The sequence below is a fragment of the Pararhodobacter zhoushanensis genome, assembly GCF_025949695.1.
In the GTDB taxonomy this organism is placed as follows: domain Bacteria; phylum Pseudomonadota; class Alphaproteobacteria; order Rhodobacterales; family Rhodobacteraceae; genus Pararhodobacter; species Pararhodobacter zhoushanensis_A.
In genome coordinates this window covers 3,037,993-3,059,831 of record NZ_JAPDFL010000001.1, presented here as the reverse complement: position 1 = coordinate 3,059,831, position 21,839 = coordinate 3,037,993, and the positions used below count along the sequence as shown (strand labels likewise).

Here is a 21,839-nt window from a genome sequence, read left to right as displayed (position 1 = left end):
CGGTTTTCCCTGCACAGCCCCGGTATTTGCGCGGCTGTCGGCGGGCCCGGGCCGCGCCATTCTGCCCCCGGATCAACCGGGGACACCAGAATGCACCGCAAAGACATCGCCTTGGCCCTGTTGCTGTCGCTCGTCCTGGGCGCGGGCTGGGTGCTGGGCAAGACCGCGACCGACAGTTTCCCGCCCATTTTCACCGCCGCCCTGCGCTTCTGTATAGCCGGGCTGGCGATCTGCGCGCTGACCCGCTGGCCCCGCGCGCCTTTCAGGGCGATCTTCATCGCCTCGACCTGCGCGATCTCGCTGCCTTACAGCCTCAGCTACATCGGCCTCAGCCGGTTGGATGTGTCCACCACCGTCATGCTGGTGCAGTTGGAAGCACCGCTGTTGCTGATCCTTTCGGCCCTGTGGCTGGGCGAGAGCCCCTCGCGCGCCGCATGGGCGGGGATTGCGCTGACGCTGGCGGGCGTCGCGCTGGTGGCCGGACCGCCGGGCGCGGCGGGGCAGGGCGCGGCGGTGGGACTGGTGGTGCTGAGCATGCTGATCTGGGCCGTCGGCCAGATCCTTGTGCGCAAGCTGGGACTGGGCGGGCAGGGCAATGGCTTTGCCCTGTTGGGGGCGATGTCGCTGGTCGCGGCACCGCAGCTGCTGCTGGCGTCGCTGGTGCTTGAAGCACCCGTGCCCGCCGCCACTGCCGCGCCGGTGCTCGCCTGGGCGCAGCTGGGCTATCTCGGGCTTGCGATGACCGCCTTTGGCGTCGGCAGCTGGTATGCGCTGATCATGCGCCACCCGATCCACCGCGTCGCGCCCTATCTGCTGTTGGTGCCGGTCTGGTCGCTGCTGGGCGGCGTGCTGTTGCTGGGCGAGACGCTCTCCCCCCTTACCGTGATCGGTGGCGGGCTTATTCTGGCTGGCGCAGCGCTTGCGACGCGTGGCGTTTGATCAGCGCTTTCAACCGCTTCGCCGCCGGTCTTAACACCCGCCTGCGCGCGGTCACCAGCGCATAACCGCACGGCGCAGGCACCCACGCGGCAATGGGGGCGACCAGCGCACCGCTGGCCAGCGCCCCGGCAATCAGGCCGCGCTCCATCACCGCCACAGCCGGAGCCTCCAGCAACAGCGCCTGCGTGAACGCCGACCCCTGCACCTGCCAGCGCCCCGGTTGCGCCAGCGCCAGCGCCAGGCTGTCGCCTGCTGCCTGCTGCGCCCACCAGGCCCACAGCGACCGGCCATCCGGCGCGGTCTCGGCGGTGTCGATGCGCAGGGCGTTCACCAGATCCTCAGGTGCGGCCAACCCCGCCGCCACCCGGGGCGTGCAAACCGGAGCCATCACATCGGTATAGAGCGGCTCGACCACCGCACCCGGATACGGCCCCGCGCCATAGCGCAAGGCGATATCCACCTGATCGGCGTCTACGTCCGCAGGCTGCGGCGAGAAATCGCACCGGATCGCCACACCGGGAAACTCAGCCTCGACCTGCGCGATCAGCCGCGCCAGCCACGCGCCGGCCAGCGTCGGCGCGGCGCTCAGACGGATCGGCGCTTCGCTCAACCCCGCCGAGATCGCTTCGCTGGCGGCAAAGAGCTGATCGAACCCGGCGCGCACCGCTTCGGCATAGGCCAGCGCCCGCGCGTTGGGGGTGATCGCGTTGGCCGAGCGCTCGAACAGGGACGCGCCCAGATGATCCTCAAGATTGCGCAGATGCTGGGTGATGGTCGAGGGCGCAACATCCAGCGCCGAGGCTGCCGCACTCACGCTGCCCAGCCGCACCACCGCATCAAAGGCCCTGAGCGCGTTGAGCGGCGGCAAGGCGGGGCGGGAGGGTGGCATGCGGGAACTTTCACAAGGGCAGGGCGATGCTACCGCCTAACCGCTGCAAAGCAAAAGGGCCCGGCACGATGTGCCAGGCCCTTCAAACTGTCTTACGCCGGTTGGCGCGGTCTCGGGGCCGATCAGGCCAGCGCGAGATCCATGGCCGACTGACGGCCGTCACGGCCGTTTTCGACATTGTAGGTCACAGCCTGGCCGTCGTCGAGGTGACGGATGCCAGCGCGCTCCAGAGCCGAGATGTGCACGAACACGTCTTTGCCGCCTTCAGCCGGAGCGATGAAGCCGAAACCTTTGGTCTGATTGAACCATTTCACGGTGCCATTAGCCATCGTGTTATTCCTTCTTTTGTGTCGCCCACACAGCGCAGCGACTCGGCAGAGCTAAAGATCGAAGGCTGAGCCGAAAGGAACAGTCCGAAAATAGAGATGCCCGCACTCAATACACCGTATCGCGGCAAATAGCCAGCGCTGGTTTACCCCGCACCAGCCACCGGCCCGCCAACAGGCATCGCAAGCCCCTGTTATTTCTCGGTCGCGTCCGGCTTTGCCTCGGTCGAGGGCTCGGCGTCGGTGTCGACATCTGCCTCGGGCTCGGCCGCGGTCTCGGCGGGGGCGGCACTGGCCGCACCGCGCATGGCGAAATTGCGCCGCACATTGCGCGGCTTGCCCTTCTCGCTGAGGAATTCCTTCAGGTCGAACGGCTTCTTAGGTGTCGAAATACCCATCTGTGTTCCTTTCCGAACATAGGTCAAATTGCCGGAAGCGGCGGAGCTGACCCCGCCGCTTCCTTCCCGGCGTCGCCGCACGAATCAGGATCAATGGCCTTGGGGGCCAGATCGCCGCTTCGGTCGTGTCGCTCAGGAAAACCCCACCCCACAGCGCTTGCGCACTGCAGGTCCCGTCACTTGCGATCGGGGGGTGGCAGGGTGTCTTGCTCCGGCGCGGCAACGGGGCCATGGGCGATTCGCGCAAAGAAATCGGACCATTGGCGGCCGATCACCTCGGCGCTCGCGCGCTCGGATCTTGGTGTCTGCTGGGGCGACAGTGCCAAATCATCGGCGCTGCTGCGGCGGATCGCGGTCGTCTCGGCGCCCATGATGGCCCTTCCTGACGCCACGCAGAGCTACCGCGCGGGTTCGATTGGTATGGACTTAATCCACCATGATTGCGAGGAGAATCGCCAAGCCATCGCGCAAGCGGCTAAAATCGTTCTAAACTTTCTTCCCGGCCTTGGAACGCGGCAGGGCGCGGGTCGCGGCGGCAACGACACAGGGCGTCCAGTTTGCGCAACAGTGATCAGGCTTTTTGACCTAAGGGTTTGCCTCTGACCCCGTCCTGAGCATATTGAACGCCAATGGTAGCCCTTGCAGGCAAGGAACAAGATCTGTGTCGACTAGACGTCACTTCATCATGACCAGCGCCGGGGCGCTCGCCGCTCCGTTCCTCGCGCCGCGTCGCGCCAAGGCGGATCAGGCCGAGTGGGACGCCTGGGACGAGCAAGTCATTCCCGCAGGCTATGATCCTGCGTTCTCCAACCCCTGGGGTCTGGCCTCGCGGTTCTTGCCGCGCCGGGTGCAGGCGAACCCGAATTTGCGGGCCGGCGACATCCATGTCGATGCCGTGGCGCGCTATCTGTACCACATCCAGAACGACGGCACGGCGATGCGCTACGGCGTCGCCATCGGGCGCGATGACCTGTATGAGCCGGGCGTCTACACCATCCGCCGCAAGGTGCGCTGGCCGTCCTGGACGCCGACGGCAAACATGATCCGCCACACGCCGTCGTATGAGGAATTCGCCGGGGGCATGCCCGGCGGTCCCGAGAACCCGCTGGGTGCCCGGGCGCTGTATCTCTATGTCGGCGAGCGGGACACCTATCTGCGTATTCATGGCACGCCGCAGCCGTGGTCCATTGGCCAGCGCGCCAGCTCGGGCTGCGTGCGCATGGTGATGGCGCATATCATCGACCTGTTCGAGCAGGTTGAACTGGGCGCTGTCGCGCATCTGTACGACGCCGAGTAAGCGCTTGTGTTGCAATGAAAAAGCCGGGCACCGCTTTGCGCAGTGCCCGGCTTTTTCATGGGCCTGTTGGCCCCCGCGTCAGCTTTGCGCGCGCGAGCAGATCGGGCGACCTTCACTGGTGCGCAGCGGCAGCATCGTGGTTTCGACGATGTTGGTGTATTCGTACCAGTAGCAGCCATCATCGGGCATGATGCGCACGCGGTCCAGATCCTGACCGGGTGCAGCGGTCTGGGCCAGTCCTTCGGGCAATTCGGCCAGATAGCTGGGGCCGTTGGGGTTTTCCGGGGTCGAGACACAGGCGGAAACGAGCAGCAGTGCCGCGACTGCCAAACTGCGGTTATACATCATTCAAGGCCCTCTACGGCGTGTAAACATTGCTTCTTAAGACCGCAGGCAATGGGCCGAGGTCAAGCCACAAGCGCGAAACCCGGGCCGAATTGCCAAAGGCGTTGCCCCGTTCACTCGCGCTTTGACTTCAACGCCGCCTTGATCTGCTTGCGCAGGGCCTTGCCCTCGCTCTTGCGCTCGTGCAGCGCCTTGGTGTTCGAGCGATCCTCGGTCCCCAGCTTCTTCCAGCGCTCCAGCCGCACCTTGTCGATCTCGCCGCTGGCCAGCGCGGCCTGCACCGCGCAGCCCGGTTCGGACTCGTGGCGGCAGTCGCGGAACCGGCAGCGCAGCGCCAGCTCGCTCAGATCGTCAAACACCTCGGCGATGCCTGATTCGGTGTCGGTCAGCTGGATTTCCCGCATCCCCGGCGTATCCAGCACCGCGCACCCCTCGGGCGTCAGGTGCAGCTGGCGGTGGGTGGTGGTGTGCCGCCCACGGCTGTCATCCTCGCGGATACCTTGCGTTTCGGCCACCTGCGCGTTGAACAGCGCGTTGACCAGCGTGGATTTCCCCACGCCGGACGAGCCCAGAAACCCCACCGTCTGTCCCGGCCGACACCATTGCGCCAGCCGCCCCGTCACGTCCCCGGCCAGCGCATCGAGCACCTCGACCGGCACCCGGTCCGAGATCGCCGCAGCCTGCTCGACATAGGGCGCGGTATCATCGCACAGGTCGGGCTTGGTCAGAATGATCACCGGCTGAACGCCTGCCTCGAAACTCAGCGCGATATAGCGTTCCAGCCGGGCGACGTTGAAGTCATCGTTGCACGAGGTGACCAGAAACGCCGTGTCCAGATTGGCCGCGATCTTCTGCTTGCGGCGGTCATGCCCCGCCGCGCGCCGCTCGATCAGGCTCTTGCGCTCGAGCACTTCGCTGTTGGCGGGGAGGGCGGCGTCATAGAGCAGCCAGTCGCCAACCGTGGCATTCGGCCCCGGGGGGATCATCGTGTCGATGCCATTGCCCATCACATGCAAGCCGCTGCGGTGCACGGCTGTAACACGCACCGGGGGCGTGTTGATCAGCGCTTCGGGGTCGATCTGCTGGCTGAAGAACGGGGTCCAGCCCAAGCGTTCGAGCAGGCTGCGCTCGCGTTTGGGCGGGGTGGCAAGGGGCAGGAATTGGGAAAAATCCCGAGTCATGGGGTCAGGCTTTCATGTCCCGGCAGCGGATCCGATCCGTGCCGCAAATACTCGATAGGGGTCTACAAGAAACCAGCGCCCCCGCACCAAGCAGGGGCTTTGCGTGGTTCGATCTTGTTTTGGGAGGGCGCCTTGCCTCCCCACCTCAACGGGACATTAAATCTCCATACTCTTTGCAACAGGATAAGGCCGTCCCGGGCGCATTGCAAGCATCGCAACGCGCCGGGGTAAAGCTCTCGGCCGGGCCCCATAGGGTTGGGCGCCGGGGCAAGTGCATCCCCGTCGGGCCTTTCTTCCGCCCGCCGCCGCGCCCGGCAATCGCGTATGCGATTGTGGCGCGCCGAAAGGCTGCGCGCTTTGCGCCGGTCCGCGCGACGGGCAAGGTCGGCCCCAATGTACCGGGTTGGGAAAGCAATGACCGAGTTGAGCAACAAAATCGCGCTGGTTACCGGTGCGTCCCGCGGGTTGGGCCGTGCCATCGCCACCACGCTGGCCGAGGCCGGGGCGTCGGTGGTGCTGGTGGATCTCAAAGACGCCTGGGCGCAGACCGCTGCCGAGGGGATCACGGCCACAGGGGGCACCGCGATGGGCATCGGTGCCGATGTGTCCGACCGCGCGGCGATGCAGCGGGCCGTGGCGCGCTGCGTCGAGACGTTCGGCGGGCTGGATATTCTGGTCAACAACGCGATGTGGAACCGCTACGAGCCGATCGAGCAGATCGAACCCGACGTGCTGTCGCGCATGGTCGGCGTCGGCATGGCGGGCATCGTCTGGGGCCTGCAAGCCGCCGTGCCGGCGATGCGCGCGCGGGGCGGGGGCAGTGTGGTCAACATCGGCTCGATGGCCGGGCGGATCGCCAGCGCCAACACGCTGCTCTATTCCGGCGTCAAGGCAGCGGTCGATGGCATGACCCGCGCGGCCTCGGTCGAGCTGGGGCCGCAGGGCATCCGCGTCAACGCCGTCGCGCCCTCGACCATCGCGACCGACGCGGTGCGCGCCATGCTCGACGCCGAGACGTTAGCCGCGCGCGCGGCCAGCACGCCGCTGGGTCGCATTGGCACCGAAGCGGACATCGCGCAGGCCGTGCTCTGGCTGGCGTCAGAACGCTCAGGATTTGTCACCGGCCAGTCGCTTGCCGTCGATGGCGGCATAGGGCACGCCTTTCGCCGCTGACCCTTTGGCCGCCTATTCGGCGGCCAAAGCCCCGTTGCTGTTCTGGCGGCTGGTTTCGTGGAACTCGGCCACCGCCTCGTGCATGATCGCCAGCAGCTCTTCCTTGCGCGCGGCAATGCGCGGTTGCAGCCCGCCCACCCCCAGCGCCAACGGGATGCCGAACATCTCTTCCTCAAGCGGAATTGCGACCGAGGCGACCTCGGGCGTCGGGAGCATCGGCATGTAGCAATGGCCGATATAGCGCACCCAGCGGATCTCTTTCATCAGGTCGGCGTAGCTGGCGAAGTATTCCAGCCGAGGGTAGTGATACTTGGTGAAGCGGTAGAATTTCTCGATGGCGCTGTCACGCAACCGGCTGAGGATCGTCAGCCCCGCAGACGAGTCGATCAGCAGCCGCATATCCCCTTCGCTGGGCGGCATCTTGAAGTCATGCGTCGGGGTCTTGAGCATGATGTACTGGATGAACAGATCGTTCTGCGCCACGACGCCGACGGTTTCGTCGGTGCGCGCCTGAACCGTATCGACCAGTTTGCGCAGATCGCCGTCGTTGTGGATGACGCTGTGCAGCCAGCTGCCCAGACTGCTTACCCGCATCGTCGGCAGGTACATCCGCGTCTTGCGGTTGTAGTTCAGGTAGCCCGTCATCACCATGCTCTTGAGCAGGTTCGTCGTGCTCGACTGCGGATAGTTCAGGGCTTTGTAGATCTCGTTCAGCCTGAGCGGCCGCCGCTGTTCGCGAAAGAATTCGAGAACCTCGAACGTCCGCAACGTCGATTTCACTGCAAGTCCCTGCATCACATGCTCCTCCCACGGTGCTGGCCTCTCCCGGCGCTGGCCGGTCCTCTGGGATGAGCTTACGGCAGCGTTTCGACCTTGCGCGAAGTATCGGCGCGGGGCGAGGGGGAATCACATATGTGATGGCAGGTCACAGGCTGGCCAGATGCGCCGCAATCCGCGCACCCCAGCGGCGGCGCAGGCGCGGGGGGCCGTCATGGGCCATGTCCTCGATCACCTCAAGCTGCGCGCCGGGCAGGGCAGCGGCGCATTCCTCGGCGCGGATCAGCGGGATCAGCGCATCCTGCCGCCCGTGAAGAATCAGCGCGGGCAGGTGCAGGCCCGCCAGACCGGGCCGCAGATCGCCCGCCGCCAGACTGACCGCGAAATGCCGCGCTGTTGCGCCCGGCGCGATGCCATGCGCCCAGGCAAGGCGCGCTTCCCCGGCGATCCGCGCCGCGTCATAATCCTGCGCCAGCCCATTCGCCGCCGCCACGCGCAACTGACGCGCGACATAGTCCTCGGCGGTCGTGACCTGTTCGGCCTCCAGCCGGTCCAGCACCGCCTCGGGCACCTGCGCGGGCAGGGTGCGGCTCGAGGCCATGATCAGCGACAGGCTCAATACCCGTGCAGGCGCGGCAATCGCCACGGCCTGCGCCACCATCGCGCCCAGCGACCGCCCGACCAGATGCGCGCGCTCTATCCCGGCGTGGTCCAGCACCGCCAGCACATCCCCGGCCATATCACCCAGTGCGTAGGGCGGCGGCGCACCATCCTGTCCCAGCGCGCGCTGCCTGACCTGCGCCAGCCGCGCGGGCTGCCCGGCAAAGCTGGCCGAGCGCCCGGTATCGCGGCTGTCGATCCTGAGCGGCATGAAGCCCTGCGCCAGCAGCGGCGCGCAAAACACCGCGTCGAAATCCGACGCCGGACGCCCCGCGCCCGCCAGCATCACCACCGGCACCCCGGTGCCCTGCGTGTCGTAATGGACCGCGACGGGTCCGTTGTGGGCGTAAGGCATGGCGTCCGTGATCCGGTCAGCGGGCAGGTTTGGGCGCGGCAAAGGCCAGCACGGCGGCGCGGTAGAAATCGGTGTGGCCCAGCGCGTCCTGACACGCACTCTCGCGCGCAAGGGCAGCGTCCAGACTGGGGGCCTTTTCGCGCAGCAACTGCTTGGCGGCGCGCTGCGCTTGCGCCGAACCCGCCACCAGCGCCAGCGCCAACTCCTGCGTCGCCGCTGCCAGATCGTCCGCGTCATGCAGCGCCCAGACCAGCCCCCAGTCCAGCGCGGTCTGCGCGTCGATCCGGCCGCCGGTCAGCGCCAGCGCCAGCGCGCGGCGGCTGCCGATCCGCTCAGGGAGCGCCCAGCTGACGCCGGCATCCGGCCCCAGACCGACCTTGCCAAAGGCCATCAGGAACCGCGCCTGCCGCGCCGCCAGAATGATATCCGCCGTCAGCGCCAGCCCGATTCCAGCCCCCGCCGCGACGCCGTTTACCGCCGCGATGATCACGCAGGGCAGCGCATTCAGGCGCCGGATCAAGGGGTTATACGTCTGTGTCAGCGACGCGCCCAGATGCACAGCCTCACCGGCCGCGATCTGCGGATAGCGTTCGGTCAGATCCTGTCCCGCGCAGAACCCGCGCCCTTCGCCGGTCAGGATCAGCACCTGTGGTGGCTCGGCTTCCAGCAGATCCAGCGCGGTGGCGAGTTCAGCCTGCATCGGACGGATCAGCGCATTCAGCCGCGCGGGACGGTTCAGGATCAACCGGGCAATCGCGCCATCGCGCGTCAGACGGATATGCTCGAACGGGGCCATCGGGGGGGCCTTTCAAGGGGGCAGGGAAACTGACGGGCGGCGCTCAGGCCGCGCCGCCCAGAACGATGTCCAGCGCCGCGCGATAGTCGCTCTTGCCGCTGGGATGGCGGGGCAGGGTGTCGACCACGACGATGCGCTTGGGCAGCTTGTAGCGCGCCAGATCCGCCTGCAGCGCCAACCGCGCCGCCGCCTCGTCATAGCCCTCGCGCACCGCAATCACCGCCACCACAGCCTTGCCCCACGTCTCATCGGGGATGCCGATCACGATGGCATCCGTGACGCCCGGCGCGCGTTTGAGCGCCTCTTCGACCTCTTCGGCAAAGACCTTTTCGCCGCCGGTGTTGATCACCTGACTGCCGCGCCCGATCAGACGCAGCCGCCCGTCGGTATCACGCGCCGCCAGATCGCCGGGGATCGCATAGCGAAGGCCGTCAATCTCGCGGTAGGTTGCAGCGGTCTTTTCAGGATCACCGAAATAGCCGCTGCCGACCGCCCCGTGTCGCGCGATCCAGCCGGTGCCGGGCTCGTCAGGCCCCAGAACGCGCAGCGTCTCGGGATCGATCAACACCGTCCTGGGGCCGGGCTCGAACCAGCCGGTCGGGGTTTCGCGCGTGGCCGAGGTGACCGCATAGCCCAGCCCCGACGCTTCGGATGCACCCAGAATATCCACCAGCACCACTTGCGGGATCGCGGCAACCAGCGCCTGCTTCATCTCGCGGCTCCACATCAACCCAGCGGACGAGATGATACGCAGCGGCGACGTGTCCCAGCGCCCGGGCTCCCGCTGCAGGGCCTCGACCATCGGGCGGGCGAAGACATCGCCGACGATCAGGATCCGCGTGACGCGGTGCTGTTGCACGGTGTCCAGCAAGACCCCGGCATCGAACGGCCCGTCCGGCAGCAGGACCACCGTGCCGCCATTGACCAGTTCCGCCAGCGACGAGGTCATCCCGGCCCCGTGCATCAGCGGGCAGGCGGGCAGCACCCGGTGCGGCGCGGTATTGGCGCGCACGGCGGCGATGTGGTCGTCAAGCGACTGCGGCACCGAACTCGCCGCCGGGGATTCCAGCTGCGTTGTCCGCGCATCGGCAGCGCGCCAGACGACGCCCTTGGGCTTGCCGGTGGTGCCGCCGGTGTAGATCAGATACCCGTCATCGCCCGAGCGCGCGATGCCCAGGGGCGCACCATCGCCCTGCGAGACCCAGTCACCATACCGGCCGCCCGCGTCGATCGCGACCAGTTGCAAGTCGGGGTGGCTGTCGGCCAGGGGGGCGACAACGGCCGCGAACTCGGGCTGATAGAGCAGCATCGCGGCCTGAGAATCGCTCATCAGATGCGCGATTTCGGGCGTGGTGTAGCGGTAGTTGACGTTGACGCTGGCCATCCGTGCCTTGAAGGAGGCGGCGGATATCTCGATATATTCCGGCACGTTGCGCGCCAGAATTGCCACCCGTGCTCCCGGCTCGAGCCCGGCGGCGATCATCGCGCGGGCCAGCCGGTTGGTGGCTTGGTCAAAGGCGGGCCACGCGATCACCCGGTCGCCCTGCACGATGGCAGGGCGGTCGGGCGGCACCTGAGCGGCGGTCGCATCCAGCAGATCGCCAAAGTTCCAAGGATAGCCCATCGCGCTTACGATCCGATAAACTGCGGCGCGCGCTTTTCGACGAAGGCGCGCACGGCTTCGGCGGCGTCATGCGTCGTCGACAGCTTGGCGGTGTTGCCCTGTTCATAGATATAGCCGTCGCGCAGCGTCATGGTCTCGATGGTGCGCATGCTGTCCTTGGCCATCTTGGTCGCCAGCGGGCTTTTCGACGCAATCTGCGTCGCCATGTCCATCACCCAGGGCATCAGGTCATCGGCGGGCAGGCAGGCCTCGATCACCCCACGGCGGAAGGCCTCGGCGGCGGGCACGCGGTAGCCGGTCAGCATCATCCGGCGCACCAGCGAATGCGGGAAGATCCGGCCGGCGTGCTTGCCACCGCCCATCAGGCCCACGTCCACCTCGGGCAGACCGAACACGGCGCTTTCCGACGCGACGATAACGTCACAGCTGGCCACCAGCCCCAGACCCGCGCCCAAGGCCGGGCCGTTGACGGCGGCGATCACCGGCTTGGCGTTGTCGGCGATGGCATACGAGACCTCGCGCACGATGCGGTTGCGCCGCCAGCGGGCGCCGGGAATGCTCAGATCGGGGCGCTGCTTCAGGTCTGCGCCCGCCGAGAACATCTTGCCCGCACCGGTCAGCACCACGACGCGGACATCGTCGCGGTCGTTGAAGCTGTCGAACACGGCGGTCAGTTCTTCGAGAACCTCCATGGGCTGCGCGTTGACCGGCGGGTTGTCGAGGGTGGCGACGGCGACGAAATCCTTCACGTCGAGGCGGATCTTGCTCATGGGTTTTCCTCCAGATGGTTCGGAGGTCAGCTTACCAGCGGCCCCGGCCAAGGGCATGCAAAGACCTGTTTTTACGCGCTTAATCCCATACGCGATAGTCGCAGGCACCAAGGCGGGCAGGCGAAAGGCCCCGTCCTGCCAGACGGGGCCTTGGCGCTGCGTTTCGGGTCCGCGGAGGGTCAGACCGACAGCTGCGCAACCCGGCTGAGATGGTGGCCTTGCCCGCCCATCGCCATGTCCAGCATCATCTGACGGCGCAGGTGGTGGCTGACGATCAGCTCTTCGCAAAAGCCCACACCGCCGTGCAGTTGCACCGCTTGCTGGCCGACATAGACGCCGCTTTGCCCGACGCGCACCTTGCCCGCCGACACGGCGCGTTGGCGGCTGCCGGGGGCGGCGTCCAGCGCCAGTGTCGCGTGCCAGGTGATCGCGCGCGCTTCCTCGCAGGCGACGGTCATGTCCGCCGCGCGGTGCTGGAGCGCCTGAAAGCTGCCGATGGGCTGGCCGAACTGCTCGCGGGTTTTCAGATACGCGACCGTTGCAGCGCTGGCGGCTTCCATCGAGCCGGTCGCCTCGGCCAGATGCGCGCAGATCGCACGGTCCAGCGCTGCGGTAATCCGGGGCAGGGCTTGTCCCGGCTCGCCCAGTGCCAGCGCGGGCGTGCCCTGCAGCGTCAGCCGGGCGTGCAGATGCCCGTCGACCGCACGGAACCGCGCGACACCGTCGCCGAGGGCAGCGCGGTCGACCAGAAACAGCCCGATTCCGTCGGCGTCGCCCGCCTCGCCCGCCACACGGGCCGAGACCACAAACGCATCGGCACAACCGCCATCCTCGACCTGTTCCTTCATCCCGGTCAGCTGCCACGCCCCGCCGACCTTCTCGGCCCGCGTCGTCACCCACGCCGGATCGCCGCCGCCCTCGGCCTCAAGCACCCCTGCGGCGGCGAAAGCCTTGCCCTCACCCAGCGCGCCCAGCAGATCCTCGCCCCCGGGCACCCCACCGATCAGCGCGGGCACCGAGATACAGCTGGTGACATAGGGCACCGCGATCAGGTGACGGCCCAGCCCCTCGGCCAGCGCCATGACATCGACCGCGCTACCGCCCAGCCCGCCGTCTTCCTCGGTGATGGGCAACAGGGTCCAGCCAAGTTCGGCCATCTCGCGCCAGCGCGTCCGGAAGCCGTCCTGTGCCCCGGCCAGCAGCTTGTGGCGGTTGATGGCGGGCCATTTGTCCAGCCCATAGCGATCCACGCTGTCGGCCAGCATGATCTGTTCGCTGTTGAAAGTCAGTTCCATAGCACCCCCTCAAAGACCCAGCGCGCGGCGCGCGATGATGTTGTGCTGGATCTCGCTGGACCCGCCATAGATCGACGTCACCCGCGCATAGAGCGCGCCCTGCAGCGCGGCGGGCATGTCGGCGGGCACGGTGGCCCCGTCCAACGCGGCGAACTGCGCGGCCTCGGGTCCCAAGGCCTCGACCCACAGGGCGGTGCCCGCCTGATAGAGCTGCGACCAGCGCAGTTTGACCATCGAGCCACGCGGCCCCGAGATCCGCGCCGCGTGTCATGTCGTCGAGCAACCGCAGCACCATCGCCTGCAGTGTCGTCAGTTCGACCGTGAACTGCGCCAGCTTGGCCGCAAACCCCGGATCTTCGGCCAGGGCGCGACCCCGGATCTTCCGCCGCCGCGCCGCGTCGGTGATGCCGCGCACGATCTGGCCCAGAAAGATCACATTCGCCGCCGCCACCATCCGCTCGCGGTCCAGCAGCACCTTGCCATATTCCCATCCGCGCCCTTCGTCCCCGACACGGTTGGCGACCGGGACGCGGGCGTTGTCCATGAACAGCTCGTTGGTGTGGTATTTCTCATCCATCGTGGCGATGGGATTGATACGGAAACCGGGGGTGTCCATCGGCGCGAGGATCAGCGAAATCCCCTGCTGTCGCCGTGCCTCGTGCGAGGTGCGCGCCAGCAGGAACACTTGCGAGGCGACATGCGCGTAGCTGGTCCATGTCTTCTGGCCGTTGAGCACATAGTCATCGCCGTCGCGGTCGGCGCGCGCGCGCAGGCTGGCCAGATCCGACCCGGCACCGGGTTCGGAATAGCCCTGACACCACCAGTCCTGCGCCTGAATGATGCGCGGCAGGTAGGTGTCCTTCTGCGCGGCCGACCCGTATGAGAAGATGATCGGCCCGATCAGCTCCAGCCCTTGATGGAACTGATGCGGCGCATCGGCACGCGCGGCTTCGGACCAGAAGACGCACAGCTGCGTTGGCGTCCAGCCGGTGCCGCCGTATTCAACCGGCCAAGTCGGTGCGCCCCAACCGCGCGCGGCCAGCCGTTGCTGGTAGCCGGTCAGCTCGTCAGGTGACAGGCGCAGCCCGGCACGCACACGGTCGCGCCAGCTTTCGGGCACGCCGGTGCTGAAGAACTCCCGCACTTCGTCACGAAAGGCGGTGTCTTTGGCGTCGAGGCTCAGCTCCATGGCGCGGCTCCTTGGGGGTGGGGTGCCAGACCGCTTCGGGCAGACCCGTGGCCCCAAGGCCCCGGATCGCCATGATGCGGCCCGCGTGAGCGCTTGTGCTGATCAGGCTGTGACCGGAATGCGCGATGGTGGTGACAAAGAGCGTGTCCATCGCCGCGCCGCCGAAGGCCGGGCACGAGGGATACTGCACCGGGCTGTCGATCAGCTGCAGCAGGGTGCCATCGGGCGCATAGCAGGCGATCTTGTGCGCCAGCACCAGCGCCACCCACAGCCGCCCCTCGCTGTCCACCGTCGCGCCGTCCGGTCCCGATCCCTGCGCGCGGCAGTCGATCAGATCGACCCGGTTCGTCAGCCGCCCGGCCGCGCCGTCATAGTCATAGCGCCGGATCACCCCGTCCATCGAGATCCGCCAGATAAAGCTGGTGGCCATCGGGCGAGACACACAGCGCGTTGGTGATGCCCAGACCGGTCTCCAGCTGCGTCACGCGCCCGTCCAGACCCAGTTGCCAAAGCTCACCCGCCGTGCCGCCGGTGGGGTGCATGTGCCCGCTCACAAACCGTCCGTCGCGGTCGGCCTTGCCGTCGTTCAGGCGCAGGCCCGGCGCGGGGGGCGTCACGCGGGCCACGCGTTGCGCGGCACCGGTCTGACCGTCGATGTGGTAAAACCCGTCCTCAAGCGCCGCGATCAGCCCGCCCTGCGCGAGCCCGATGCTGCCCACTTGCCCCGGCATCGTCCAGTCGCTGAGCACCCTGCCGTCAGCAGCGGCGCAGCGGATCGAGGCCGCGCGCGCATCCACCCACCACAGGCGCTGGCGCGCGACATCCCACAGCGGGCTTTCGCCCAGCAACGCCGTTTGCGGCGAATGCAGGTCAATACGGATGGTCATGAAGCCTCCCTCGTCTCGCCCGCCACGCAGCGGGGCTTGCGTGTGGATCGGCCCGCGGGGGCAGGGGACTCAAGCATTTTGGCCGGGGACCGCGCCATATCACGCATGGGATATCGCGCCGAGCGGTGCGGACGCAGGGTGCAATCATAAGTGTGATTGTCGCCGCCCCAAATTGGCAAGCCGCCAAGCCGTCGCAATACTCCGGGCCGAGGAGACGACACCAGCCCCCAGCAACCCCGGTCAGCCCGCTGACCCGTGCCGCTTGGGCGTCTGGCGCGGAACGACCGGCCTGCACGGGCCACAACAGGGAGGAAATGACCATGACCATCAAGAACACGCTAGGGGCTCTTGCGATGCTCGCCATGGCAGCCAGCCCGGCGCTGGCGCAGGCGCAATACGGCCCCGGTGCCTCGGACACCGAGATCCGCATCGGCAACACCATGCCCTATTCCGGCCCGGCCTCGGTCTTTGCGGTCAATGGCCGCATGATTGCCGCCGTCATCGCCCGCGCCAATGCCGAGGGCGGGATCAACGGCCGTCAGATCAACTTCATCAGCTATGATGACGCCTATAACCCGGCGCGCACGATGGAGCAGACCCGCCGTCTGGTCGAGCGCGATGAAGTGCTGTTCATCGCGGCCCCCGTCGGATCGGCGCATAACATTGCCATTCAGCGCTACCTGAACCAGCGCGAGGTGCCCCATCTGTTGTTGCTGGCCGGGGGCACCCGCTGGAACGACCCGCAGACGTACCCGTGGACCGTGTCAGGCCTGCTGTCGCCCTATGGGCTGGAAGGCTATGCCTTCGCGCAGAACGCCGTGGCCGAGAATCCCACGGCGTCGATAGCCGTGCTGTATCAGAACGACGATCTGGGCCGCGAATACCTGCACGGGGTCGAGCGCGGGATCGAAGGCACCGGCGCGACCATCGCCAGCGCGCTCAGCTTTGAAGTGGTGGACCCCTCGGTCGATGGCCAGATCGTCAGCCTGCAGGCGACGGGGGCCGATACGCTGATGCTGTTCGGCGTGCCGCGCGCGGTTGCGCAGGCGATCCGCAAGGCCGCCGATCTGGGCTGGACGCCCGCGCGCTACATGGGGTCGGTCGCCAGCGTGATCCAGACCTCGCTGGTGCCGGCAGGGGTCGAGATCTCGACCGGGATCATCACCAGCGCCACGCAGCAGGATGCTTCGGACGAAGCCTTCCAGCAGACGCAGGCCTATCGCGATTACATGGACACGATCGAAGGATACTACCCCGATGCCGAACCCACCAACGGCTCGGTGATCAGCGGCTATAACACCGGCCATGTGCTGCTGCAGATCCTGCGCGAGGCGGGCGATACCCTGACACGGCAGAACATCCTCGATGTGGCCCGCAACCTGTCCACGGTCGATGCGCCGCTGATGCTGCCCGGTATCCCGCTGGCCACCAGCCCCGACAACTATCAGATGATCCGCGGCATCCAGCTCGAGCGGTTCAACGGCCAGAGCTACGATCTCTTCGGCGACGTTGTCGAATTCTGATCCTGCGGGGCGGCGGACCAACGCCATGCCGCCCCGCATGTTTTTCAAACCCGGGGACAATCCATGACCGACACCAGCCGGCCAGAGGCCCTGCTGAAACCAGAGGCCTTGCTGAGTGTCGAGGGGATCTCGCTCACGTTTGGCGGGATCACAGCCCTCGACGATATTTCCTTTCGCGTCGCCCCGCGCCAGATTTGCGGCATCATCGGGCCGAACGGGGCGGGCAAGACCTCGCTTTTCAATGTGCTTTCGCGGATCTACAGCCCCAGCGCGGGGCGCATCCGCTTTGATGGCACCGACATCCTGTCCCTGCCGCAGCACCGAATGGCGGCGCTGGGCATCGGGCGCACCTTCCAGAACATCGCGCTGTTTCCGGGCATGTCGGTGCTGGAGAACGTGCTGGTCGGCAATCAGGTCCGCATGCGCAGCGGCTTTGTCACCGCCATGCTGGGCCTGCCGCGCGCGCGCCGCGATGAGGCCGCAGGCCGCAAGGCCGCGCTGGAAACGCTGGAGCGGCTGGGCATCGCGCATCAGGCCGACACGCTGGTCAGCCAGTTGAATTTCGGCGCGCAAAAGCGGGTCGAATTTGCCCGTGCGCTGGTCATGCAGCCCAAGCTTTTGCTGCTGGATGAACCCGCCGCCGGTCTGAACCACGAAGGCGTCGAGGATCTGCGTGCCTTCATCCTGACAATGCGCGATGCGTTCGGCGTCAGCGTGCTGCTGGTCGAGCACCATCTCGACCTGATCATGCGCGTGGCCGAGCAGGTCGTCGCCATCAACTTTGGCCGCAAGATCGCTGACGGAACCCCTGCGCAGGTGCAGGGCTCTGACGCCGTCGTGCAGGCCTATCTGGGGGCCCCCGATGTCTGACATGCTCCTTGAAACCCGCGCGCTGGGCGCAGGCTATGGCCCGGTTACCGTGCTGCGCGATATTGCGGTGCAGATCCCCAAAGGCCAGATCACTGCGCTGATCGGGGCCAACGGGGCGGGCAAGACCACCTTGCTGCGCGCCATCAGCGGGCTTTGCACGACCACGGGCGACATCCTGTTCGACGGCAGCCCGATCACCCGCCTTGCCACCAACCGCATCGCCGCGCGCGGCATCGCGCATGTGCCCGACGGGCGCGGCACGCTGGCGGGCTTGAGCGTCGAGGATAATCTTCTGGTCGGTGGCTATCTGCAACGCGGCCGCGCCGCCCGGGCCGCCGGGATCGAACGGATCTACAGCCACTTCCCCAAGCTCAAGCAGCGCCGCCAGCAGCAGGCCGGGACGCTCTCGGGCGGCGAGCAGCAGATGCTGGCCATCGGCCGCGCGCTGATGCAGGGGCCGCGCCTGTTGATGCTGGACGAGCCGTCCTTTGGGCTGGCCCCGCTCATCGTGCGCGAATTGTTCACCATCATCGCCGACATCAACCGCACCGAAGGCCTGTCGATCCTGCTGGTCGAGCAGAACGTCCATCAGGCGCTGTCGATGTCCGAACGCGCCATCCTGATCGAACACGGGCAGGTCGCACGCAGCGGCCCCAGCGCCGAGTTCCTCGGCAATGACGACATCCGCCGCGCCTATCTGGGGAGCTGAGACGCCATGCAACAAGTCATCCAACTGACACTCTCGGGCATCGCGATCGGCAGCATCTATGCCTGCCTCGCGGTGGCGCTGGTGCTGATCTACAAAACCACCCGCCACGTCAATTTCGCCCAAGGCGAAATGGCAACCTTCTCGGCCTATGTCGCGCTGTTCGCCGTGGGCCTTGGCCTGCCGCTGTGGCTGGCCGCTGTCGGGGCGGTGCTCTTTGCCTTTGTGTCGGGCATGGTGATCGAACGGGTGGTGATCCGCCGCTTTCACAACGCGTCGGCGACGACCTTTGTCGTCGCCTGCATCGCGCTCTTTATCGGCATAAACTCCCTGTCGGGCTGGATCTTTGGCCATGATCTCAAGGCGTTCCCGTCAATCTTTGGCGCGGGCAGCTCGTCGGTCGTCCCCTTCCTGAGCGCCCATGAAGTCGGCAGCATCCTGACCGTCGTGGTCATCGCAGGCCTGCTCTACATGTTCCTGTCGCACACCAGCCTTGGCCTTGCCATGCGCGCGACGGCGGATAATCCGGTCTCGGCCCGGCTCAGCGGGGTGCCGGTCGACTGGCTGCTGACGCTGGGCTGGGGCATCGCCGCCGCCGTCGGTGCGGTGGCCGCGCTGCTGGTCGCGCCCATCGTGTTTCTGGACCCCAACATGATGATCGGCGTGCTGATCTACGCCTTTGCCGCCGCGCTGCTGGGCGGGCTCGACAGCCCCTGGGGGGCGATTGTCGGCGGCATCGTGATCGGCGTGATCGAAAACCTCGCCGGGGCCTATGTGGTGGGCAACGACATGAAACTTTCGCTGGCGCTGCTGATCATCGTGGCCGTGCTGATGCTGATGCCACAGGGCCTGCTCGGCCGCAAAACCGCAACGAGGGTCTGAGATGCAAACCCCGAACTCTTTCTCGCGTCGCCTTGGCGCGCTGCTGATCGTCGCGGCGATCGCGCTGCTTGTCGCCCTGCCGCTGCTGGTCAAAGGCTTCTTTCTGTTCCAGATGACCATGGTGTTGTGCATGGCGCTGGCGGTGATGGGGCTCAACATCGTCGTCGGCTTCGGCGGGCAATTGTCGCTTGGCCACGGCGCGGTCTTTGCCATCGGCGCCTATGTCGCGGCCGTCGGCATGGACAGCTTTGCGCTGCCTTGGTTGCCTGCGCTGGTGATCGCGGGTGCGGTCTGTCTGGCCTTCGGTGTGCTCTTTGGCTGGCCCTCGCTGCGGCTCAAGGGGCACCATCTGGCGCTGGCCACCTTCGCGCTGGCACTGGCCATGCCGCAGATCCTGAAACACCGCAGCATCGAGACATGGACCGGCGGCGTGCAGGGGGTGATGGTGTTCAACTCGCCCGTGCCCGACTGGCTGCCGCTGTCGCGCGAGGTCTTCGTGTTCTACCTCGTGCTTGCCGTGGTGCTGGCCGCCTTCTTTGGCACCGCCGCGCTGTTTCGCAGCCGCATGGGCCGCGCGATCATCGCGGTGAAGGAGAACCAGATCGCCGCCGCCTCGATGGGGGTGAATGTCACGCGCACCAAGCTGGCCACCTTCGCGCTCAGCTGCCTGCTCACCGGGCTGGCAGGCGCGCTCTATACGCTGATCACCGAATATGTCTCGCCCGACAGCTTCGATCTGATGAAATCGATCCTGCTTCTGGTCGCGGTCATGGTCGGCGGGGCAGGGACCATTCTGGGGCCGTTGGTGGGGGCGGTGTTCATCCAGTTCGTGCCCAATCTGGCCGAGCAGGTCTCGCAATCCGCCACCTCGGCGATCTACGCGGGGTTCCTGCTGATCATGGTGTTCTTCATGCCAACGGGGGTGGTGGGCTTTGTGCGCGGGCTCCTGATCCGCCTGCGCGCGCGCCGCTGATTGCAGACCCCTTGCACAGCAAGGCCCCGGCAGAGAACCCTGCCGGGGCCCTTGGCTTATGCGCTGAAATCGCATTGTTTTCCGCCCCTGCAACTTCACGGATGTGATGTTGCGAGCCCGCAGCCCGCTTGTGTTGCCCGCACCCGCCCCAGCCCCTAGCGAAGAGAGGAAACAGCGATCAAGGGGCGGACAATGACCAACACAGGCGGGCAAACCGGGGGCGCAACGCCGCTCGACATGCTGATCATCGGGCAGGGCTTTGGCGGCATGTACATGCTGCACAAGGCACGCGGTATGGGGCTGTCGGTGCGTGCGATCGAGGCGGGCGATAACGTCGGCGGCGTGTGGTACTGGAACCGCTATCCGGGCGCGCGCTGCGACGTGATGAGCATCGACTACTGCTATTCCTTCTCGAACGAGATCATGCAGGACTGGACCTGGTCCGAGCAATTCGCCGCCCAGCCCGAAATTCTGGCCTATGCCAATTATGTCGCCGACAAACTGGACCTGCGCCGCGACGTGCTGTTCAACACCCGCGCCACGACGATGCGCTATGATGACGCCCGCGCGCTGTGGCGGGTCGAGACCGAGGGCGGCGAGGTCTTCGAGGTCACCTATCTGGTCATGGCCACCGGCCCGCTGTCCGTCCCCAAGGGCATCGACGTGCCCGGAGCAGAGCGCTTTGGCGGCGAGCTGTATCTCTCGGGCCGCTGGCCCCACCACACCGTCGATTTCGCAGGCAAGCGCGTCGGCGTCATCGGCACCGGCTCGACGGGGATCCAGATCGTGCCGGTCGTCGCGCAGCAGGCGCAGGCGCTGACCGTGTTCCAGCGCACCCCCAGCTTCACCCTGCCGATGCGCAACCGCAAGCTGGACGCCGGTTATGTTGCCCAGATCAAGGAACATTACCCCCAACTGCGTGCCCTGGCCCGCAACTCGTTCACCGGGGGCGTGCGCGCCATCACCAGCCGCCCGCTGTTCAGCGTGTCCGTGGCCGAGCGCGAGCGTTTGATGTCAGACGCGTGGGACCGGGGTGGGCTCGAGTTCCTCGGCCTCTTCTCGGATCTGCTGTTCAACCAGCAGGCCAATGATATCGTTGCCGATTTCGTCCGCCGCAAGATCGCGGAAACCGTCCACGACCCGGAAACGGCTGCGACCCTGACCCCCCACGGCTATCCGATCTTTGCCCGCCGCCCCTGTCTGGACAGCGGCTATTACGAGACCTTCAACCGCGACAACGTCACCCTTGTCGATTGCCTGACCGATCCGATTCAGGAAATCACCGCTACCGGTATCCGCACCGCCACCGCGCATATCGACCTGGACGTGATCATCGGCGCGACCGGCTATGACGGGCTGACCGGCGCAATGATGGCCGTCGATATCACCGGCCGCGACGGGCGCAGCCTGCGCGAGAAATGGGCGGGCGGGGCGCAGTCCTATCTGGGGTTGATGATGGCGGGCTTTCCCAATCTCTTCATGATCGCCGGGGCCAACGGTCCCTCGGCATTGGCCAATTTCGTGTTGTTGAACGAGCAGAATGCCGACTGGATCTGCGACTGCATCGACCACCTGCGCGCCCACGCGCTGCCCGGCATCGAACCCCGGCCCGAGGCCGAATCTGCTTATATGCACACGGTCGTCGCCATCGCCGAGCAATCGCTGATGCCCAAGGCCAACACCTGGTACACCGGCACCAACATAGCTGGCAAACCGCGCTTTTTCCCGATCTTTGCGGGCGGGCTGAACAAATACCGCGAGATGTGCGCCGACGAGGTTGCCAACGGCTTTCCGGGTTTCGTCACCACCCGGGCAGACGCCGACGCCTGACCCTGCGGGCAGAATGACCACGGGCGGCGCTTCCCCAGCGCCGCCCGTTTTGGTGTGCCTGACGTGCCCGCGCCGGGCAAACCCGCGCCGCACGCAAACCAAAAAGCGCCAAAGCCGGGGGCTAAGGCGCTGAACTTCCGCTGATCTTTGAGGA

Annotated in this window: 23 protein-coding genes and 1 pseudogene; 9 read left to right on the top strand and 15 right to left on the bottom strand. The window is 66.7% G+C overall.

The window, feature by feature from the left end:
- Window positions 1-90: 90 nt before the first annotated feature.
- On the top strand, window positions 91-939 hold the full coding sequence (locus tag OKW52_RS15325; protein WP_264506480.1) for a DMT family transporter: 849 nt from the start codon (window positions 91-93) through the stop codon (window positions 937-939).
- Here OKW52_RS15325 and OKW52_RS15320 read toward each other — a convergent pair.
- The 4 genes from OKW52_RS15320 to OKW52_RS15305 form a co-directional block, all read right to left on the bottom strand.
- A complete protein-coding gene (locus tag OKW52_RS15320; RefSeq protein ID WP_264506479.1) occupies window positions 899-1,828 on the bottom strand; it encodes a LysR substrate-binding domain-containing protein in 930 nt (309 codons plus the stop codon). The two genes, OKW52_RS15325 and OKW52_RS15320, sit on opposite strands and share 41 nt — an antisense overlap.
- 122 nt (window positions 1,829-1,950) lie before the next feature.
- Window positions 1,951-2,157 (bottom strand): cold-shock protein, encoded by a 207-nt coding sequence (locus tag OKW52_RS15315; protein WP_127107537.1) that lies wholly within the window; start codon window positions 2,155-2,157, stop codon window positions 1,951-1,953.
- Window positions 2,158-2,348: 191 nt separating this feature from the next.
- Window positions 2,349-2,552 (bottom strand): hypothetical protein, encoded by a 204-nt coding sequence (locus OKW52_RS15310; protein WP_264506478.1) that lies wholly within the window; start codon window positions 2,550-2,552, stop codon window positions 2,349-2,351.
- A 176-nt stretch (window positions 2,553-2,728) separates the two neighbouring features.
- Window positions 2,729-2,923 (bottom strand): hypothetical protein, encoded by a 195-nt coding sequence (locus OKW52_RS15305; RefSeq protein ID WP_264506477.1) that lies wholly within the window; start codon window positions 2,921-2,923, stop codon window positions 2,729-2,731.
- A gap of 290 nt (window positions 2,924-3,213) precedes the next feature.
- Here OKW52_RS15305 and OKW52_RS15300 point away from each other — a divergent pair, with 290 nt between their 5' ends.
- A complete protein-coding gene (locus tag OKW52_RS15300) occupies window positions 3,214-3,849 on the top strand; it encodes a L,D-transpeptidase (protein ID WP_264506476.1) in 636 nt (211 codons plus the stop codon).
- A 78-nt stretch (window positions 3,850-3,927) separates the two neighbouring features.
- Here the strand turns inward: OKW52_RS15300 and OKW52_RS15295 are convergent, their stop codons facing one another.
- Together OKW52_RS15295 and rsgA are read right to left on the bottom strand one after the other, a co-directional pair.
- Window positions 3,928-4,197, bottom strand: coding sequence for a hypothetical protein (locus OKW52_RS15295; protein WP_127107529.1), 270 nt, complete (start codon window positions 4,195-4,197; stop codon window positions 3,928-3,930).
- Window positions 4,198-4,307: 110 nt separating this feature from the next.
- Window positions 4,308-5,375 carry a ribosome small subunit-dependent GTPase A gene (gene rsgA / locus OKW52_RS15290; protein ID WP_264506475.1) on the bottom strand — a complete coding sequence of 356 codons (1,068 nt, stop codon included), beginning with the start codon at window positions 5,373-5,375 and terminating at the stop codon, window positions 4,308-4,310.
- A gap of 414 nt (window positions 5,376-5,789) precedes the next feature.
- On the opposite strand from rsgA, the gene OKW52_RS15285 reads away from it, so the two are divergent.
- Window positions 5,790-6,548 carry an SDR family NAD(P)-dependent oxidoreductase gene (locus tag OKW52_RS15285; protein WP_264506474.1) on the top strand — a complete coding sequence of 253 codons (759 nt, stop codon included), beginning with the start codon at window positions 5,790-5,792 and terminating at the stop codon, window positions 6,546-6,548.
- 12 nt (window positions 6,549-6,560) lie between these two features.
- On the opposite strand, the gene OKW52_RS15280 is transcribed toward OKW52_RS15285, so the two are convergent.
- The 9 genes and pseudogenes from OKW52_RS15280 to OKW52_RS15240 form a co-directional block, all read right to left on the bottom strand.
- Entirely contained in the window at window positions 6,561-7,343 is a 783-nt protein-coding gene (locus OKW52_RS15280) for a helix-turn-helix domain-containing protein (RefSeq protein WP_264506473.1), read from the bottom strand.
- A 130-nt stretch (window positions 7,344-7,473) separates the two neighbouring features.
- A complete protein-coding gene (locus OKW52_RS15275) occupies window positions 7,474-8,340 on the bottom strand; it encodes an alpha/beta fold hydrolase (protein WP_264506472.1) in 867 nt (288 codons plus the stop codon).
- A gap of 16 nt (window positions 8,341-8,356) precedes the next feature.
- Window positions 8,357-9,136 carry an enoyl-CoA hydratase-related protein gene (locus OKW52_RS15270; RefSeq protein ID WP_264506471.1) on the bottom strand — a complete coding sequence of 260 codons (780 nt, stop codon included), beginning with the start codon at window positions 9,134-9,136 and terminating at the stop codon, window positions 8,357-8,359.
- Window positions 9,137-9,179: 43 nt separating this feature from the next.
- Window positions 9,180-10,760, bottom strand: a complete 1,581-nt coding sequence (locus OKW52_RS15265) for an AMP-binding protein (RefSeq protein ID WP_264506470.1) — start codon at window positions 10,758-10,760, stop codon at window positions 9,180-9,182.
- Window positions 10,761-10,765: 5 nt separating this feature from the next.
- Window positions 10,766-11,530 (bottom strand): enoyl-CoA hydratase/isomerase family protein, encoded by a 765-nt coding sequence (locus OKW52_RS15260; RefSeq protein ID WP_264506469.1) that lies wholly within the window; start codon window positions 11,528-11,530, stop codon window positions 10,766-10,768.
- A gap of 179 nt (window positions 11,531-11,709) precedes the next feature.
- Window positions 11,710-12,825, bottom strand: a complete 1,116-nt coding sequence (locus tag OKW52_RS15255; protein ID WP_264506468.1) for an acyl-CoA dehydrogenase family protein — start codon at window positions 12,823-12,825, stop codon at window positions 11,710-11,712.
- Window positions 12,826-13,090: 265 nt separating this feature from the next.
- Window positions 13,091-14,014, bottom strand: a pseudogene (locus OKW52_RS15250) (acyl-CoA dehydrogenase family protein); the annotation flags it as partial.
- Entirely contained in the window at window positions 13,974-14,444 is a 471-nt protein-coding gene (locus OKW52_RS15245; RefSeq protein ID WP_264506467.1) for an SMP-30/gluconolactonase/LRE family protein, read from the bottom strand. The pseudogene OKW52_RS15250 and the gene OKW52_RS15245, both read right to left, overlap by 41 nt.
- Entirely contained in the window at window positions 14,389-14,901 is a 513-nt protein-coding gene (locus tag OKW52_RS15240; RefSeq protein WP_264506466.1) for an SMP-30/gluconolactonase/LRE family protein, read from the bottom strand. The genes OKW52_RS15245 and OKW52_RS15240 overlap by 56 nt, the downstream gene beginning before the upstream one ends.
- A gap of 320 nt (window positions 14,902-15,221) precedes the next feature.
- On the opposite strand from OKW52_RS15240, the gene OKW52_RS15235 reads away from it, so the two are divergent.
- From OKW52_RS15235 to OKW52_RS15210, 6 genes are all read left to right on the top strand, one after another.
- On the top strand, window positions 15,222-16,424 hold the full coding sequence (locus OKW52_RS15235) for an ABC transporter substrate-binding protein (protein WP_264506465.1): 1,203 nt from the start codon (window positions 15,222-15,224) through the stop codon (window positions 16,422-16,424).
- A 63-nt stretch (window positions 16,425-16,487) separates the two neighbouring features.
- Window positions 16,488-17,294 (top strand): ABC transporter ATP-binding protein, encoded by an 807-nt coding sequence (locus OKW52_RS15230; RefSeq protein ID WP_264506464.1) that lies wholly within the window; start codon window positions 16,488-16,490, stop codon window positions 17,292-17,294.
- Window positions 17,287-18,003, top strand: a complete 717-nt coding sequence (locus OKW52_RS15225) for an ABC transporter ATP-binding protein (protein ID WP_264506463.1) — start codon at window positions 17,287-17,289, stop codon at window positions 18,001-18,003. Before OKW52_RS15230 ends, OKW52_RS15225 begins: the two co-directional genes overlap by 8 nt.
- 6 nt (window positions 18,004-18,009) lie before the next feature.
- Window positions 18,010-18,882, top strand: a complete 873-nt coding sequence (locus OKW52_RS15220) for a branched-chain amino acid ABC transporter permease (protein ID WP_264506462.1) — start codon at window positions 18,010-18,012, stop codon at window positions 18,880-18,882.
- 1 nt (window position 18,883) lies between these two features.
- A complete protein-coding gene (locus OKW52_RS15215; protein WP_264506461.1) occupies window positions 18,884-19,855 on the top strand; it encodes a branched-chain amino acid ABC transporter permease in 972 nt (323 codons plus the stop codon).
- A 192-nt stretch (window positions 19,856-20,047) separates the two neighbouring features.
- Window positions 20,048-21,685, top strand: coding sequence for a flavin-containing monooxygenase (locus OKW52_RS15210; protein WP_264506460.1), 1,638 nt, complete (start codon window positions 20,048-20,050; stop codon window positions 21,683-21,685).
- Window positions 21,686-21,839: the final 154 nt, after the last annotated feature.

What these genes read in the sequence shown, in the direction of transcription:
- OKW52_RS15325 (WP_264506480.1), top strand. Translation starts at nt 91, where the DNA reads ATGCACCGCAAAGACATCGCCTTGGCCCTGTTGCTGTCGCTCGTCCTG.
- OKW52_RS15320 (WP_264506479.1), bottom strand. Translation starts at nt 1,828, where the DNA reads ATGCCACCCTCCCGCCCCGCCTTGCCGCCGCTCAACGCGCTCAGGGCC.
- OKW52_RS15315 (WP_127107537.1), bottom strand. Translation starts at nt 2,157, where the DNA reads ATGGCTAATGGCACCGTGAAATGGTTCAATCAGACCAAAGGTTTCGGC.
- OKW52_RS15310 (WP_264506478.1), bottom strand. Translation starts at nt 2,552, where the DNA reads ATGGGTATTTCGACACCTAAGAAGCCGTTCGACCTGAAGGAATTCCTC.
- OKW52_RS15305 (WP_264506477.1), bottom strand. Translation starts at nt 2,923, where the DNA reads ATGGGCGCCGAGACGACCGCGATCCGCCGCAGCAGCGCCGATGATTTG.
- OKW52_RS15295 (WP_127107529.1), bottom strand. Translation starts at nt 4,197, where the DNA reads ATGATGTATAACCGCAGTTTGGCAGTCGCGGCACTGCTGCTCGTTTCC.
- rsgA (WP_264506475.1), bottom strand. Translation starts at nt 5,375, where the DNA reads ATGACTCGGGATTTTTCCCAATTCCTGCCCCTTGCCACCCCGCCCAAA.
- OKW52_RS15285 (WP_264506474.1), top strand. Translation starts at nt 5,790, where the DNA reads ATGACCGAGTTGAGCAACAAAATCGCGCTGGTTACCGGTGCGTCCCGC.
- OKW52_RS15280 (WP_264506473.1), bottom strand. Translation starts at nt 7,343, where the DNA reads ATGCAGGGACTTGCAGTGAAATCGACGTTGCGGACGTTCGAGGTTCTC.
- OKW52_RS15275 (WP_264506472.1), bottom strand. Translation starts at nt 8,340, where the DNA reads ATGCCTTACGCCCACAACGGACCCGTCGCGGTCCATTACGACACGCAG.
- OKW52_RS15270 (WP_264506471.1), bottom strand. Translation starts at nt 9,136, where the DNA reads ATGGCCCCGTTCGAGCATATCCGTCTGACGCGCGATGGCGCGATTGCC.
- OKW52_RS15265 (WP_264506470.1), bottom strand. Translation starts at nt 10,760, where the DNA reads ATGGGCTATCCTTGGAACTTTGGCGATCTGCTGGATGCGACCGCCGCT.
- OKW52_RS15260 (WP_264506469.1), bottom strand. Translation starts at nt 11,530, where the DNA reads ATGAGCAAGATCCGCCTCGACGTGAAGGATTTCGTCGCCGTCGCCACC.
- OKW52_RS15255 (WP_264506468.1), bottom strand. Translation starts at nt 12,825, where the DNA reads ATGGAACTGACTTTCAACAGCGAACAGATCATGCTGGCCGACAGCGTG.
- OKW52_RS15245 (WP_264506467.1), bottom strand. Translation starts at nt 14,444, where the DNA reads ATGGCCACCAGCTTTATCTGGCGGATCTCGATGGACGGGGTGATCCGG.
- OKW52_RS15240 (WP_264506466.1), bottom strand. Translation starts at nt 14,901, where the DNA reads ATGACCATCCGTATTGACCTGCATTCGCCGCAAACGGCGTTGCTGGGC.
- OKW52_RS15235 (WP_264506465.1), top strand. Translation starts at nt 15,222, where the DNA reads ATGACCATCAAGAACACGCTAGGGGCTCTTGCGATGCTCGCCATGGCA.
- OKW52_RS15230 (WP_264506464.1), top strand. Translation starts at nt 16,488, where the DNA reads ATGACCGACACCAGCCGGCCAGAGGCCCTGCTGAAACCAGAGGCCTTG.
- OKW52_RS15225 (WP_264506463.1), top strand. Translation starts at nt 17,287, where the DNA reads ATGTCTGACATGCTCCTTGAAACCCGCGCGCTGGGCGCAGGCTATGGC.
- OKW52_RS15220 (WP_264506462.1), top strand. Translation starts at nt 18,010, where the DNA reads ATGCAACAAGTCATCCAACTGACACTCTCGGGCATCGCGATCGGCAGC.
- OKW52_RS15215 (WP_264506461.1), top strand. Translation starts at nt 18,884, where the DNA reads ATGCAAACCCCGAACTCTTTCTCGCGTCGCCTTGGCGCGCTGCTGATC.
- OKW52_RS15210 (WP_264506460.1), top strand. Translation starts at nt 20,048, where the DNA reads ATGACCAACACAGGCGGGCAAACCGGGGGCGCAACGCCGCTCGACATG.